Genomic DNA, 14,550 nt, shown 5'->3' with positions numbered 1-14,550 from the left:
ATCAGCCCTTTCTTCTGCGTGCTGCCGGCGCCGCCAGTCCGGCAGCGACTATCAAGGCCAAGACTATAAGCAGCGCTTTGAGCAGACCGACATGCTCGCCGACCAGGCCGAGCAGCGGCGGCCCGACCAGGAACGCGAAGTAGCCGATCATCGCCACTGCGCTCACCCGGGCACCGGCCTTGGCCGGGTCGTCCGCAGCGGCAGACATACCGACCGGGAAGCCGAGCGAGGCGCCGAGGCCCCAGAGCACGGTGCCGACCAGCGCCAACGGCACCCAGGGCGAGAAGATGAACAACCCGAGCCCGACGAACGCGGCGACGGCAGAGACCCGGAGCACCGGCACCCGGCCGACGCGGTCCAGCACCGGCCCGCCGAGCAACCTGCCGGCGGTCATCGAGGTGACGAAGATGCCGAAGACAAGGGCACCCATCGAGTTGCTCACTCCGTGCCCGTCGACGGCAGCTACGGCAATCCAGTCGTTCGCGGAGCCCTCGGCGAAGCTCATGCCCAGCATGATCACTCCGATCAGCAGCACCCGGGGCTCGGCCCAGGCCGAGAGCGCGATCTTGGCGTTCGTCTTCCAGCCCAGCTGCTTGCCGGTCGCCGGCGGGGCGGCCGGCGGCAGGTGCCTGGCGGCGACGCAGATCAACACCGCCACCAGCACCCCGACCGCGCCGAGGTGCCAGATAACCGGAACACCGATGCCCGCGGCCAATGCGCCGATCCCGGCCCCCGCCATCGTGCCGAAGCTGAAGGAGGCGTGCAGCAGCGGCATCAGCGTCTTACCGACCTGTTGCTCGACCATGGCGCCCTGCACGTTCATCATCACATCACAGCTGCCTTGGCCGACGCCGAACAGCAGCAGCCCCACGAACACCGCCTCGGGCGAGGGCACGATCGTCGACCCGAAGCCGATCAGCAGCAGCGCCGCGCCGGCGAGCACGAGCGCCCCGGCCATGCCGCGTGCCGCGCCGAACCGGGCCAGCAGCGGATTGGCGATCATCAGGCCAAGCACGGATCCGCCCGAGAGGCCGAGAATCAGCACACCGAGCTCGCCCGTACTCACGCCGAGGAAGTCCCGCACTCCGGGAAGCCGCGACACCCAGCTGGCCAGCGCGAAACCAGAGAGGATGAACGCAGTGAAGACCGCGTTGCGCCAGGCGCGCAGACCGGGCTGGCTCGGCAGACCGGGCTGGCCCGGCTGGCTCTGCTGGTCCGGCTGCCCCGGCTGGCCGGAGGTGTCTTTTACCGTCATCAATGTCCCGTCACTATCCAGCGCGAACCTTTGGCCCGCAGGCCGAGGGTCAGCGCGCGAACGCCGATGTACCCCAGACCGAAGCAGAGCCACAGCCACCCGAGCGAGGCGTTGCCGCCCGGCGTCCATGCCACTACTCCTGCCACCATCGGCAGGTATGCGGCGACGCTGATCAGGCCGGCGATCGCCAGGTAACGGGCATCACCGGCACCGATCAGCACACCATCCAGCACGAAGACGTAACCGGCCAGGGGCACGCCGATAGCCATCAGCAAGACAGTTAGACCGATGCCGCTGATCACGCCCGGGTCCGAGGTGAAGACATAGCCGACGAACGGAGACACCGCGGCGACCAGCAGGGCAAGGCCCGCGCCGCCGACGACGCCCCACCAGATCAGCCGCCGGGTCACCGCCTTGACCCGGGCCACATCGGCGGCGCCGAGTCCGTGGCCGATCATCGCCTGACCCGCTATGGCGAGTGCGTCGAGGGCAAGCGCCAGGGTGGCGAAGATGGTCAATGCCACCTGCAGGGCCGCCAGCTGGGAGACGCCGAAGCTGGTGCCGGCATACACGGTGACGAGCATGGCCACTCGCAGACTCGCATTGCGCACCAGCAGCCAGCTGCCCGCTGCGGCCGCCGACCACACACCGCCCAGGTGCGGGCTGAGTCTGGCACCGGTGTCCCGAGCCGCGCGGCCGGCAATCACCAGGTAGACCGCCGCCATCCCCCACTGCACAACAACAGTTCCGGCGGCAGAGCCGGCAAGGCCCCAGCCGAAACCGTAGATGAAGGTTGCGTTCAGCGCGGCGTTGGCGGCGAAGCCGATGCCGGCCACCAGCAGCGGCGTCCTTGTGTCCTGCAGGCCGCGCAGCAAACCAGTCGCCGCGATAACGATCAGCATTGCCGGTATTCCCCAGAGCGAAATCCGCAGATACGTGAGTGCCGCGTCGGCCACCGGGGTGCCCGGTTGGAACAGGCCGATCACCGGTTCGGCGCTGAACCACCCGACGACGAGCAAGATGGCGCCGATGGTTGCCGCGAGCCACAGACCGTCGATTCCCGCGCTGATCGCGCCGGGTTTGTCACCGGAGCCGAGGCGGCGGGCAACCGTCGGCGTCGTGGCATAGGCGAGGAAGACCAGCAGGCCGAGAACTGTCTGCAGGATCGCGCTTGCGATGGCGAGTCCGCCGAGCTTGCTCTCACCGAGGTGCCCGACCAGCGCGGTGTCGGTGAGCAGAAATAGTGGTTCCGCGATCAATGCGCCAAGCGCCGGGAGCGCGAGCCGGAAGATGTCCCGGTCAAGGGAGCGTCGCTGCGACGCTGGTGCTGCCGATATCACCTATACAGGCTATCGGTCAGGTCCGACAGCGCACGGGCACGATCCCCACCACCGTCCGAGCCGACTGACAGGTTAGGGTCGTTTCTGCTCGCTGACGGGACACCCAAGCTGTCACTCGGCACCTGGCTTGTTAAGGCACAGCGCGCCACGCCCAGGAAGCAGCGTCAGCGCAATACCGGTGCCGGGCCGACAATCCGGTGCCCGCCGCGCCACACATCCCAGGTCAGCGGAACGCCGGGACGGTACGCCAGATGAGCGGCCGAGGGAGCGTCGAGCACCTGGATGTCGGCCCGCGCTCCGGGTTGCAGCGAGCCGATCGCCGGGCTGTCCGCCGTGCCGCGGTCTCGTCGCAGCGCCTTGGCGCCGCCGCGGGTCGCCGCCCAGAGCGCCTCGCGGATCGTCATCCGCATCTGCAGCACGGCGGTCGCCACCACGAAGGGCATCGAGGTTGTGTATGACGATCCCGGGTTGCAGTTCGCCGCGAGCGCCACCGTGACCCCGGCGTCGAGCAGCTCGCGCGCCGGGCCGAATGGCTGCCGGGTGGAGAGGTCGCAGGCCGGAAGCAGCGTGGCGACGGTGCCGGCTGAGGCGCCGCCGTCCGATGCAGACCGGCTCTCGGCCAGCAACCGGATGTCCTCGGCGCTCAGATAGTTGCAGTGGTCGACGCTTGCCGCCGAGTACTCGACCGCGAGCGCCACGCCCGGACCCTCACCCAGCTGGTTGCCATGCACCCGTAACCCGAGTCCGTGTCGCAACCCGGCTTCGAGAACGTGCGCGCTCTGCTCGGCGTCGAAAGCGCCCCGCTCACAGAACACGTCGATCCAGTTCACGTGCGGCGCCACGGCGTCCAGCATCGGGCCGGCGACCAGACGGGTGTACTCATCGGCATCAGCGCCCTGCGGAACCAGATGGGCGCCGAGGAAGGTGACGTCATCGAGTTCTGCTTCGGCAATCCGCGCCGACCGCAGCTCACTGTCGACATCCAGCCCATAGCCGGTCTTGGTCTCCAGCCAGGTGGTGCCCTGGTGCTGCGCCTCGCTGATGTGCCGCCGCAGGTTCGCCCGCAATTCATCGTCGGACGCTGCCCGGGTCGCCGTCACGGTGGTCTGAATACCGCCGGCCTGGTACGGAGCGCCCGACATCCGGGCCTCGAACTCGGCGCTTCGGTCTCCGGCGAACACCAGGTGTGAGTGCGAGTCCACCCAGCCCGGCAGCGCCGCGCGGCCGGCCACATCCGTGCGGCGGTCGGCATCGGGGGCCTCGGCGGCCGCGCCGATCCAGGCGATCAGCCCGTCCTCGACGACGACCGCGGCGTCGTGCAGTTGCCGGTCCTCGTCGTCCATCGTGGTCAGTTCCGCGATGTTGGTGATCAGTTCACTCGGCATGGACTTTCCCTCTCCGGTCAGGGCTGATGGCCGCGGTCAGCAGCTGCTCGACGGCACGCGCATCCCCGGCTCCGGTTGAACGCACCTTGCCGGCAACGATAACTGCTGAGACGTCGGCGGCCGTCGCGGTGAGCATCACCTGCCCGGCTGAGCTGCCGATCGTCCGGGCGGAATCCAGCCGCACGGTGGTCAGGTCGCACAGCGCGCCCCTGGTCAGCGTGCCGCCGTCCCAGCCGATCGAGCTGTAGCCGGACGCCGTCATGGCGCGGGCGATTTCCTCTGGACGGAAGCGGCCGCGCTGGCCGGAGCGCAGCCGTTCGCCGGCCTCCAGGCCGCGCGCCTCCAGCAGCGGATCGATCACGGCATTCTGATCGGAGCCCAGCGTTATCGCAGCTCCGGCATCCGAAAGCTCACGTGCCGGTCCGATGCCGTCGGCGAGGTCGGCCTCCGTGCTGGGGCAAATCGAGATGGCCGCGCCGGACCGGCCCAGCAGTTCGATGTCGCCGACTGTCAGGTGGGTGGCGTGCACCGCGGTGATGGCGCGGTCCAGCAGGCCGACCCGGTCCAGCAGCTGGGTCGGCGTCACCCCGTAGGCGGCCAGGCACTGCTCGTTCTCGGCCGGCTGCTCGGAAAGATGGATGTGCAGCGGAACGTCGGCCGGAAGCTCACGGGCGATCACCCGCAGCTGATCCTCGGGAACCGCGCGCACGGAGTGGATGGCGGCCCCCAGCCGGATGGCGCCGTCGTCGGAGCCGGATTCTGCCGCTACCGCATCGCGCAGGGCGAACCAGCGGTTCAGCCAGCGTTCCGCGTCGCCATCGCCGAACCGGGCCTGTTCGGCCGTCAGCGGCTGGCCGATGCCGCCGGTCAGGTAGCAGGTATCCAGCAGGGTGAGCCGGATGCCTGTCGCGGCGGCGGCGCGCACGACCGCCAATTCCATCTCGTGACCGGGATACCGAGTTCCGTCCGGCCGATGGTGCAGGTAGTGGAACTCGCCAACCGCGGTGTAGCCCGCGTGCAGCATTTCGGCGAACACGGCGCGGGCCATCGTCTGGTAGCTTTCCGGGGTGATGCCGCCGGCAAGCTGGTACATCTGATTCCGCCAGGTCCAGAACGTACCGCCCTCGGAATGGGTCCGGCCGCGCAGGAACCGGTGAAACAGATGGGAGTGGGTATTGGCGAAACCGGGAAACGTCACGCCCTCAAGCACAGTGTCGGCCGGCTCCGGCCGGGCGGAATCCTCGATCGCCGCGATCCGGCCCTGTGCGTCAGAAACGACCCGAACGCCGGAGCGCCCGCCGGATGGCAGCCAGGCATGTTCGCACCAGAAGGCCGTCACCTGAGCAGATCCTTGAGCACGTCGACCAGCGCGCCGACACCCGCGGCGACATCGGCCGGCTCTGCGAATTCTTCCGGCGCATGCGAGATTCCGCTGGGATTTCGCACGTAGATCATCGCGGTCGGCACCTTGGCGGCCAGGATCCCGGCGTCGTGCCCGGCGCCTGTTGACAGCATCGGCACCGTGCAGTCCATAGATCTGCCGAGCACGCCGGAGATCCGGCCTGCCAGCGCCGGGTCGAAGAAGACCTCGCCGCCGTACGACTCCTCGCGGACCTGCAGTTCGCAGCCTTCCCGGTCGGCTGCCGCCTGCGCCTGCTCCACGATCTCGTCAACCGCTGCCCTGGTAACCAGGTCTGCGCCAGCCCGGACGTCGAGCCAGGCGTCGACGTGCGAGGCGATCACATTGGTGCCGCCGGGACGCGGGACCAGCCGGCCGACGGTCGCGCGCACGCCATCGCCCGCGGCGGCCACCGACCGGGCCGCGAGAACGGACGCTGCAGCGGCAATCATCGGATCGCGCCGCTCGTCGATGGCGGTGGTGCCGGCATGATTCCCGGTGCCGGAGAACGACAACCGCCAGCGGCCGTGCGCCAGAATGCTTGAGCCGACGCCGACCGGGCGGTCCAGGTCGATCAGTCCCCTACCCTGTTCCACGTGCAGCTCGACGAAGGTGCCGATCCGGCGCAGCGCCTGCTCGTCCTGGCCCATCCGCTCCGGTGCGAACCCGGCCGCCCGTGCAGCATCGGCGAAGGTGAGGCCATCGACGTCGCGCAGGGCGAGCGCCTTATCGGCGCCAATCGCTCCGGTCATCAGCCGGGAACCGAGGCAGGCGACGCCGAAGCGGGACCCCTCCTCCTCGGCGAAGACCATCAGCGCGAACGGCTTCGCCGGCTTGAACCCTTCTGCCTGCAGGCGTTGCACTGCATCCAGGGCGCTGGCCACGCCGAGCGGGCCATCGAACGCTCCGCCGCCGGGCACCGAGTCCAGGTGGCTTCCGGTGATGACGGCACCATCGCCGGGCGGGCCCCACCAAGCCCAGATGTTCGAGTTCCGGTCCAGCTCGATGTCCAGACCGAGTCGCTCGGCCTCGGCAACGAACCACTCGCGCAGCGTGGTCTCCGCGCCGGTGAATACATGCCGGGCATAGCCGCCCGCCGTGCTTCGGCCGATGTCGGCGATCGCAGCAAGATGCGCGTTGGCAGAACCGCCATGCACGTTGGCAGAACCGCCATGCGCGCTGGCAGAACCGCCATGCGCGCTGGCAGAACCGCCATGCGCGCTGGCAGAACCGCCGTGGGCGTTGGCGGAACCGCCGGCGTCCGTGCCATTCGTCGGGTCTACCGTCATGATTCCCACATCGGAATCCGGACTCCGCGCTCCCTCGCCACCTCATCGGCACGGTCGTAACCGGCGTCGACATGCCGGATGACGCCCATGCCCGGGTCGTTGGTGAGCACCCGGGAGATCTTCTCCGCGGCCAGGTCAGTGCCATCGGCGACGATGACCTGTCCGGCGTGGATCGACCGGCCGATGCCGACACCGCCGCCATGGTGCAGCGAGACCCAGGTGGCGCCGGATGCCGTGTTCAGCAGCGCGTTGAGCAGCGGCCAGTCGGCGATCGCATCGGAGCCGTCGGCCATCGACTCGGTTTCCCGGTACGGCGAGGCGACGGAACCCGAGTCCAGGTGGTCGCGGCCGATCACGATCGGCGCGCTGATCTCGCCGTTGGCTACCAGCTCGTTGAACTTCGCGCCTGCCTTTGCCCGCTCGCCGTAGCCGAGCCAGCAGATCCGGGCGGGCAGGCCCTCGAACTGAATCTTCTCCCCTGCTGCGGTGATCCAGCGGTGCAGGTGCTCATCCTCGGGGAAGAGTTCAAGAATTGCCCGGTCGGTGCGCGCGATGTCGGCCGGGTCACCGGACAGTGCAGCCCAGCGGAACGGCCCCTTGCCCTCGGCGAACAGCGGCCGGATGTAGGCGGGCACAAACCCGGGGAAGTCGAATGCCCGGTCGAAGCCGCCGAGCTTCGCTTCCTGCCGGATCGAGTTGCCGTAGTCGAAAACCTCCGCGCCGGCATCCATGAATCCGACCATCGCGGCAACGTGCTTCGCCATCGACTCACGTGCCCGGTCGGTGAACTCCTCCGGCTTCTTCGCCGCGTAGTCAGACCAGTCGCCGACATCGATGCCGGCCGGCAGGTAACTCAGCGGGTCGTGCGCCGAGGTCTGGTCGGTGACGATGTCGACGTCGACGCCGCGTTCGAGCAGCTCGGGCAGCACCTCGGCGCAGTTTCCCACAACGCCGACCGACAGTGGCAGGCGTTCGGCCTTTGCGGCTTCAACCTGCGCGATGGCGTCATCAAGATTGTCCGCGACCCGGTCGAGGTAGCCGCGGCTGCGACGTCGTTCCAGCCGCTCGGAGTCGACGTCGACGATCAGCACGACTCCCTCATTCATCGTCACGGCGAGTGGCTGCGCGCCACCCATTCCGCCGCAGCCGCCGGTGACCGTCAGCGTGCCGGCCAGCGTCCCGCCGAACCGTTTGCGAGCGATGGCGCCGAATGTTTCGTAGGTGCCCTGCAGAATGCCCTGGGTGCCGATGTAGATCCAGGAGCCGGCGGTCATCTGGCCGTACATTGTCAGTCCCGCGGCCTCCAGCTTGCGGAACTCCGGCCACGTCGCCCAGTCGCCGACCAGGTTGGAGTTGGCGATCAGCACCCTGGGAGCCCACTCGTGGGTGCGGAAGATTCCGACCGGTTTACCCGACTGGACCAGAAGTGTCTCGTCGTCCTCGAGGTCTTTCAGGCTGCGCACGATGGCGTCGAACGCCTCCCAGCTGCGGGCGGCGCGCCCGGTTCCGCCGTAGACGACGAGATCGTCCGGCCGCTCGGCCACGTCGGGGTCGAGGTTGTTCATCAGCATCCGAAGCGGCGCCTCGGTCTGCCAGCTTTTGGCGTTCAGCGCAGCTCCACGTGGGCTGCTGACTGGACGGGGGCCGGACGTACTCATCGATTTCTCCTAAAACGTCGTGCGCAAGGACGCAGTGGTTGAGTTCCTCCTCTAAGCACACTTCATCCAGGCAGCGGGCACAACGGATCGACGGCAGTTACGATCCGAAATGTCAGACTGTCTGCCCGCAATTCGCGTCGTCAAAGCTATTGACTGAAAATTCAGTCAGGAATATGATCGAGACGCACAGCACAATGAGGTGCCTCACGGAAGGCTGATCATGATCAGTAAGCAATCGCGCCAGGAAATGGGAAATGTCACCGCTCCGCCAGGGCAGCGGGACCGTTTCGGCCGGATAGAGCAAGCGGGAATCGAATACATCCCGGAAGAACAACGGACGTCACGTCCCCGGAACCTCTTCGCCGTTTTCTTCGGCGGCAACTTCGCTTTTTCGGTGATCGTCTTCGGCTGGCTTCCCATCACGTTCGGGCTTGACTTCCTCGGTGCGGCCTCCGCCAGCCTGGTTGGGCTGCTGCTAGGCACCGCCCTGATCGGCACGCTGGCACTCCTGGGACCGCGGACGGGAACCAACAACACAGTCTCCAGCGCAGCGCATTTCGGCATCCGCGGCCGACTGATCGGCTCAGGTCTTACCCTGCTCTTCGCGCTTGCCTACGCCGCCATCGCGGTCTGGACCTCAGGGGACGCCCTCGTCGCCGCCGCCGAACGGCTGCTGGGCATCCCGGTCACCGACGTCACCTTGGGCGTTGGTTACGCCGTGATCTCGGTGGAGATCGTTCTCGTGGCCCTCTTCGGCCACGGCACGGTCGTGGCTATGCAACGCTTTGTCGCTCCGGTGGTTGGCGTGCTGCTCCTGATCGGCGTGTTTGCATTCGCTCCGGCATTCGATCCGGCCACTGTCCACGCCGATTACCTGCTCGGCGACTTCTGGCCAACCTGGATTCTCTCAGCTGTGATCTCGGTGGGCGGCCCGCTCTCCTACGCACCGACCCTCGGCGACTACAGCCGGCGCATTTCCAGGACCAGGTTTTCGGACCGCTCCGTGGTGACCTCGGCCTGTCTCGGCGTCTTCCTTGGCTTGTTCGTCACCGCACTGTTCGGAGCCTTCACCGCGGCTGCCCTCCCCCGGCTGAGTGGTTCCTACGTTGCCGATCTGGTCACCGCGGCCCCTGCCTGGTACCTGCTGCCGATCCTGGTGATCGCCCTGGCCGGCGGCCTGGGCCAGGGCGTCCTGAACCTTTACGCAAGCGGCCTTGACCTTGAGGCCCTCTTTCCGCGGCTGCGGCGACTGCACACCACGCTGATCACGTCGGCGATCGCCGTCGGACTGCTCTATCTGGGTGTCTTTGTGTTCGACGCGGTCGACTCCATCACTGCCATGACACTTGTGCTCAACGGCCTCGCCGGGCCATGGGTCGCCATCAACGTTCTGGGCTTCCTCGTCGCCCGCCGCGGCGAGTACCACGCCGCTGACCTACAGCGCTTCCGGGCAAACGGGCCCCGTGGCCGATACTGGTTCGCCGGCGGCTGGAATCTCCGGGCCGTGGTGCCCTGGGTTATCGGCTCGGCGTTCGGCATCCTGGCCACCGACACGTCCCTGTACACCGGCCCGCTCTCCCAGCTGGCCGGCGGAATCGACCTCAGTTTCGCAGGATCCACCATCATCGGGGCCGCCGGCTACCTGCTGGCACTGCGACTGTTTCCCGAACCGGACGTCCTGCGACCGGCCACCTCCGAACCGGACAGCCTGCGACCGGCCACCTCCGCAAAGGGAGGTGAGCCAAGTATTACTGTCAAACAATGAGTGAAAAACTAGCCAGGATCCTCACCGCCGCCACCACCTGCATCGCCAGGAACGGTGTCCGGGGTATGCGGGTCAATGATGTGGCAAGCGAGGCCGGCGTTTCACCGGGCCTGCTGTACTACCACTTCACGGACCGGGCAGGACTGCTCGCCGCAACCTTGGAGCACATCAACAAGCAGGTGAGCAAGGATGATCCTGCCCTCTCCGCCGAACCCACCGACCCCGACCGGCACTTCCGGCATCTGCTCCTGGACGAAATTCAGGACGACGCCGACGTGCGGCGGAACTCGGTGGCCTGGAACGAACTCAGGGCCTGCGCCGTGTTCGAAGCGGACCTGGCCGAGCCGCTCGCCCGGACCACTGCGGAGTGGAACCGGGAGATCGCCGAGGCGATGGTTACCGCGGGTACTGATACCGCCGGGCAGGACACAGCGATTACCGCGGAGATCCTGACCAGTCTGGTCGAAGGGATTTCCGGCCGCTGGTTGAACGGCACCATCTCCGCAGACCATGCCCGAATGCTGGTGACGGCGGCGCTCGACGCCCTGGCGTCGTCGCCAGTCGCAACGGCGCAAGACCACAGCAAATGAACCACCATCCCAATCTTGACCGCGGCTACTCCAATGGAAATCCGCAGTCGAACCAGGGCCCTTAGCGCCCGGAACAGGAAGAAGCACCATGGACGTTGTCATCAACCCCGAACCACCCATCTCCTTCGCACGGAGCACCGAATCAACCCGGGAGCCGCTCCGGATAGCGCTGGTCCAGCACCACTGGCGGGAAGACATTTCCCAACTCACGGCAACCCTGACCGAGGCGATCGGACAGGCGGCCGACGCCGGAGCCCGCTCGGTGTTCCTCCCGGAATTGACGCTTTCCAAGTACCCAGCCAACGTCCGCGCCGGCGAAAACCCCGCCCGGGATGCCGAGGATCTGCTGACCGGCCGCACATTCGAGTTCGCCGCTGCGGCAGCCCAGCGGCACAACGTCACCGTGCATGCCTCGCTGTACGAGCGGGTGGACGGGCCGGATGGCCTGGGCTTCAACACCGCCATCCTGGTATCTCCGCAGGGCGAACTGCTGGCACGCACCCGCAAGACCCACATCCCGATCAGCGACGGCTACTACGAGGACACCTACTTCAGGGCCGGACCTGCCGATGATGCCTATCCGGTCCACCGGCCCGCGGCGCTGGGCGGCGCCGCCCTCGGACTTCCAACCTGCTGGGACGAGTGGTTCCCAGAAGTTGCCCGCCTCTACTCCCTCGCCGGGGCCGAGATCCTGGTGTATCCAACCGCGATCGGCTCAGAGCCGACCTTCCCGGACTTCGACACCCGGCCGCTCTGGCAGCATGTGATAGTCGGTCACGGCATCACCAACGGCACCTTCATGGTGGTCCCCAACCGGACCGGCCACGAAGGAGACATCACCTTTTACGGCTCGTCCTTCATCTCCGACCCGTATGGCCGAGTCCTCGTCCAGGCGCCGAGGGACAAGGAGGCCGTCCTGGTGGCTGACCTGGATCTGGACCAGCGCAAAGACTGGCTGGACCTGTTCCCGTTCCTGACCACCCGCCGGCCCGACAGCTACGCGGAGCTGGCCGCCGATATGGCGACGGACCGTCCGTACGGCGCCACCGCCGCGAAGCAGAAGGCAGGGCAGCCATGAGTTGGCGGATGCCGAGTGAAACCGATGCACAGGAGCGGGCGTGGATGGCGTTTCCGCCTGAGCGTTCCTCCCTGGGTAATACCGCCGAGGACACGCATGAAGCTCGGGTCAGCTGGGCCGAGGTGGCCCATGCGGTGTCAGGGTTCGAGCCGGTCACCATGGTGGTCGATCCCGCGGACCTGACGGCGGCGGGCAAGTACCTGTCGGCCGACATCGAACTCGTCACCGCCCCGCTGGACGACGCGTGGATGCGGGACATCGGGCCCACGTTCGTCAAGGACGACGCCGACGGCCTGCTCGGCGGAGTCGACTGGGTCTTCAACGGCTGGGGGCAGCAGGACTGGGCCAGCTGGGGCAAGGACGCCGGCATCGGCGCCGCGGTCGTCCGGCACTCGGGAGCGGAGCTGGTTGACAGTCCACTGGTCAATGAAGGCGGCGGGATTCAGGTGGACGGGCTGGGCACCGTCCTCGTCACCGAAACCGTGCAGCTCGATCCGTACCGGAATCCTGGTCTGTCGAAGGCCGATGTCGAAGCCGAACTTGCCAGCACCATTGGCGCAACACAGGTGATCTGGCTGCCCCGTGGGCTGACCCGGGACAACAAGGAGTTCGGCACCCGCGGCCACGTGGACATTGTGGCCGCCATCCCCTCTCCCGGTGTGTTGCTGGTGCACTCGCAGCGCGATGACGCGCACCCCGACTTCCAGGTCACCCGGGAGATCATTTCCCTGCTGGCCGGGACGAGGGACGCGCAGGGCCGCAGCTGGGAAATTGTGGAGGTCCCTGCCCCGGAGGTGCTTCGCGATGCGCACGATTGGGTCGACTACAGTTACATCAACCATCTGGTGGTCAACGGCGGCGTCATCGCTTGCAGCTTCGGCGACCGCGCCGACGAAGGCGCTCGCCAGATCCTGGAGCAGGCATACCCGGGCCGGCAAGTTGTGACTGTGGACGCCCGCCCCATCTTCGCCCGGGGCGGTGGCATCCACTGCATTACCCAGCAGCAACCGGCCGCCGACGCTCCGAAGCCAGGGCGCGCCCGCGAGGGTTTCAGCCGGCCGTAGCCTGCTGCGGCGCCCGGATGCCGAGCATCTCGAGCACAGCCGGCACGGGGAGGCCGGGCGAACGATGCCCGGCGCGGCCGATCATCTCCTTTCCGGCGAAGATCGCGTTCAGCACGGCCTCCTCCACCGACTCCACGACTGCGGTCAGCAGCGGATCCAGCTGTCCCCACGGGATGAACCGAAGTGTGTCGTAGCGTTCCTCTCGCGCGGCGGCATCGCCCATCTCGCTGCGCAGTGCGCCCTGGTTCGCGGTGGAGAAGGCCAGGAAGATGTCGCCGGAAAAGTGTGAGCCCGCCGTTCCGGTACGCGCCAGCCCCAGCGGAACCCGTCTGGCCAGCGCCTGGCACTGGTCAGGGAGCAGCGGAGCGTCGGTCGCGATGACGACGATCACCGATCCGGCCCCCTGATTGGCGAACCAGTCCGAACTTTCCATTGGGTTGTCCTCGCCAAGCGCCCGCCCGACCGGCTCGCCGGCGATGACGAGCTCCTTGCGACTGCCGAAGTTGGCCTGCACGAACGCGCCGACGGTATACGTGCTGTCGCCGTAGCCGATCAGCCGGGAGCTGGTGCCGGAACCGCCCTTGAACCCATAGCAGTTCATCCCGGTCCCGCCGCCGACCGATCCCTCCGCAACTGGGCCGCCTGATGCCGAGTCGATGGTGGCTATCGCGTGCTCTGGGCGCACGTGCAGGCCGTTGATGTCATTGAGGTAGCCGTCCCAGGTCTCGGCGACCACCGGCAGCAGCCACTGATTGGCCTGCCCGGGGTGGTTCCGCGCCGTCCACGCCACGGCACCCTCGTGGGCGGCGCCGACCGAGTGGGTGTTCGTGATCAGTATCGGCAGCGAGAGCGATCCGGTTTCATCCAGCCAGGCCGATCCGGTCATCTCGCCGTTGCCGTTGAGCACACTCCGCCCGGCGGCGCACGGCAGCGTGGCATGATCGCGACCGCGCGGCAGGATCGCGGTGACACCGGTGCGCACGTCGGCGCCCTCGATCAGCGTGGTGTACCCGACTGTGACCCCCGGAACGTCGGTGATCGCGTTGTGCTCGCCGGTTCTGCCGGGGAGTTGAATTCCAAGATCACGGGCACGGGGCTGCTGCAGCATTTACTCTCTTTTCGTGGTTTTCTCGGCGAGGTCACAGTCGAGCACAAGCTCGGCATAACCGATGATGTTGGCCCTGGCAACGGCGACCGGGATCCGGTCACCGGCCACGGCGTAGTAGTCGTAGGCATCCTCGAGCGCCAGGATGTTCTGCGCCACCGCCGCCAGCGGTGCCCGCGGCCGGAACGCGCCAAGCCCGACGCCGATCTCGAGTACCTGACGGTAGAGCGAGAGCTGGCGCTGCATAATCGTGCGGAACATCGGGAGCAATTCGGGATGCGCCCGGACATAGGCTGAGCTTTCGTACACGATCCGCAGGCTGTCGGTGATCCGGTCCGGGACTCCGTGCACTATCATCACCCGGAGTTTTTCGCAGGGATCGGCGACCAATTCCACCGCCGCGATCCGGCTCCGATGGAATTCGTCCAGGACGTCGTCCACCGCCTCGGCGAGCAATTGATCCAGCGTCGGATAGTGATAGAGCACCGATCCGGCGCTGACGGCGGCCTCGAGTGCGATATCGCGGACTGTCGTCGATGCCAGCCCGCGCTGGCCGGCGACCCGGCGAGTCGCGGTGATCAGCGCCTGGCGCTTGTTCAGGCTGCGGCTTGTCATGTGCATG

At 67.5% G+C, this 14,550-nt stretch carries 12 protein-coding genes; 4 read left to right on the top strand and 8 right to left on the bottom strand.

Features of this window, described 5'->3' with window-relative positions; all coding sequences use genetic code 11:
• Position 1: 1 nt before the first annotated feature.
• From LWF01_RS05455 to hutU, 6 genes are all read right to left on the bottom strand, one after another.
• Positions 2 to 1,255 (bottom strand): MFS transporter, encoded by a 1,254-nt coding sequence (locus LWF01_RS05455; RefSeq protein WP_349640028.1) that lies wholly within the window; start codon positions 1,253 to 1,255, stop codon positions 2 to 4.
• Positions 1,255 to 2,592 carry an MATE family efflux transporter gene (locus LWF01_RS05450; RefSeq protein ID WP_349640831.1) on the bottom strand — a complete coding sequence of 446 codons (1,338 nt, stop codon included), beginning with the start codon at positions 2,590 to 2,592 and terminating at the stop codon, positions 1,255 to 1,257. Before LWF01_RS05450 ends, LWF01_RS05455 begins: the two co-directional genes overlap by 1 nt.
• Before the next feature lie 167 nt (positions 2,593 to 2,759).
• Complete coding sequence (hutI, locus tag LWF01_RS05445; protein ID WP_349640027.1) at positions 2,760 to 3,980, bottom strand: imidazolonepropionase; 1,221 nt, start codon at positions 3,978 to 3,980, stop codon at positions 2,760 to 2,762.
• Positions 3,970 to 5,319: a formimidoylglutamate deiminase gene (locus LWF01_RS05440; protein ID WP_349640026.1), complete on the bottom strand. Its 1,350-nt coding sequence runs from the start codon at positions 5,317 to 5,319 to the stop codon at positions 3,970 to 3,972. Before LWF01_RS05440 ends, hutI begins: the two co-directional genes overlap by 11 nt.
• Positions 5,316 to 6,668 carry an allantoate amidohydrolase gene (locus LWF01_RS05435; protein WP_349640025.1) on the bottom strand — a complete coding sequence of 451 codons (1,353 nt, stop codon included), beginning with the start codon at positions 6,666 to 6,668 and terminating at the stop codon, positions 5,316 to 5,318. The genes LWF01_RS05440 and LWF01_RS05435 overlap by 4 nt, the downstream gene beginning before the upstream one ends.
• On the bottom strand, positions 6,665 to 8,326 hold the full coding sequence (hutU, locus tag LWF01_RS05430) for a urocanate hydratase (protein WP_349640024.1): 1,662 nt from the start codon (positions 8,324 to 8,326) through the stop codon (positions 6,665 to 6,667). The genes LWF01_RS05435 and hutU overlap by 4 nt, the downstream gene beginning before the upstream one ends.
• A gap of 220 nt (positions 8,327 to 8,546) precedes the next feature.
• Between hutU and LWF01_RS05425 the strand changes: the two genes are divergently transcribed.
• The 4 genes from LWF01_RS05425 (at position 8,547) to LWF01_RS05410 (ending at position 12,823) form a co-directional block, all read left to right on the top strand.
• The gene (locus tag LWF01_RS05425; RefSeq protein WP_349640023.1) at positions 8,547 to 10,091 is read left to right on the top strand and encodes a purine-cytosine permease family protein; all 1,545 of its coding nucleotides are present in this window, start codon (positions 8,547 to 8,549) and stop codon (positions 10,089 to 10,091) included.
• Entirely contained in the window at positions 10,088 to 10,681 is a 594-nt protein-coding gene (locus LWF01_RS05420) for a TetR/AcrR family transcriptional regulator (RefSeq protein WP_349640022.1), read from the top strand. The genes LWF01_RS05425 and LWF01_RS05420 overlap by 4 nt, the downstream gene beginning before the upstream one ends.
• A gap of 88 nt (positions 10,682 to 10,769) precedes the next feature.
• Entirely contained in the window at positions 10,770 to 11,759 is a 990-nt protein-coding gene (locus tag LWF01_RS05415) for a nitrilase-related carbon-nitrogen hydrolase (RefSeq protein WP_349640021.1), read from the top strand.
• Positions 11,760 to 11,767: 8 nt separating this feature from the next.
• Positions 11,768 to 12,823 (top strand): agmatine deiminase family protein, encoded by a 1,056-nt coding sequence (locus tag LWF01_RS05410; RefSeq protein WP_349640020.1) that lies wholly within the window; start codon positions 11,768 to 11,770, stop codon positions 12,821 to 12,823.
• Here the strand turns inward: LWF01_RS05410 and LWF01_RS05405 are convergent.
• Positions 12,810 to 13,931 carry a DmpA family aminopeptidase gene (locus tag LWF01_RS05405; protein ID WP_349640019.1) on the bottom strand — a complete coding sequence of 374 codons (1,122 nt, stop codon included), beginning with the start codon at positions 13,929 to 13,931 and terminating at the stop codon, positions 12,810 to 12,812. The genes LWF01_RS05410 and LWF01_RS05405 overlap by 14 nt on opposite strands.
• Positions 13,932 to 14,543 (bottom strand): TetR/AcrR family transcriptional regulator, encoded by a 612-nt coding sequence (locus LWF01_RS05400; RefSeq protein WP_349640018.1) that lies wholly within the window; start codon positions 14,541 to 14,543, stop codon positions 13,932 to 13,934. It lies immediately after the preceding gene.
• Between the last annotated feature and the right edge of the window lie 7 nt (positions 14,544 to 14,550).

This window comes from Saxibacter everestensis (assembly GCF_025787225.1).
In the GTDB taxonomy this organism is placed as follows: domain Bacteria; phylum Actinomycetota; class Actinomycetes; order Actinomycetales; family Brevibacteriaceae; genus Saxibacter; species Saxibacter everestensis.
The sequence above is the reverse complement of the archived record's forward strand: the minus strand, read 5'-3'. Positions and strand labels throughout refer to the sequence as shown.

Excerpts from the sequence above, each read along its gene's own strand:
- LWF01_RS05455 (WP_349640028.1), bottom strand. The coding sequence starts at position 1,255 with ATGACGGTAAAAGACACCTCCGGCCAGCCGGGGCAGCCGGACCAGCAG.
- hutI (WP_349640027.1), bottom strand. The coding sequence starts at position 3,980 with ATGCCGAGTGAACTGATCACCAACATCGCGGAACTGACCACGATGGAC.
- LWF01_RS05435 (WP_349640025.1), bottom strand. The coding sequence starts at position 6,668 with ATGACGGTAGACCCGACGAATGGCACGGACGCCGGCGGTTCCGCCAAC.
- hutU (WP_349640024.1), bottom strand. The coding sequence starts at position 8,326 with ATGAGTACGTCCGGCCCCCGTCCAGTCAGCAGCCCACGTGGAGCTGCG.
- LWF01_RS05425 (WP_349640023.1), top strand. The coding sequence starts at position 8,547 with ATGATCAGTAAGCAATCGCGCCAGGAAATGGGAAATGTCACCGCTCCG.
- LWF01_RS05420 (WP_349640022.1), top strand. The coding sequence starts at position 10,088 with ATGAGTGAAAAACTAGCCAGGATCCTCACCGCCGCCACCACCTGCATC.
- LWF01_RS05415 (WP_349640021.1), top strand. The coding sequence starts at position 10,770 with ATGGACGTTGTCATCAACCCCGAACCACCCATCTCCTTCGCACGGAGC.
- LWF01_RS05410 (WP_349640020.1), top strand. The coding sequence starts at position 11,768 with ATGCCGAGTGAAACCGATGCACAGGAGCGGGCGTGGATGGCGTTTCCG.
- LWF01_RS05405 (WP_349640019.1), bottom strand. The coding sequence starts at position 13,931 with ATGCTGCAGCAGCCCCGTGCCCGTGATCTTGGAATTCAACTCCCCGGC.
- LWF01_RS05400 (WP_349640018.1), bottom strand. The coding sequence starts at position 14,543 with ATGACAAGCCGCAGCCTGAACAAGCGCCAGGCGCTGATCACCGCGACT.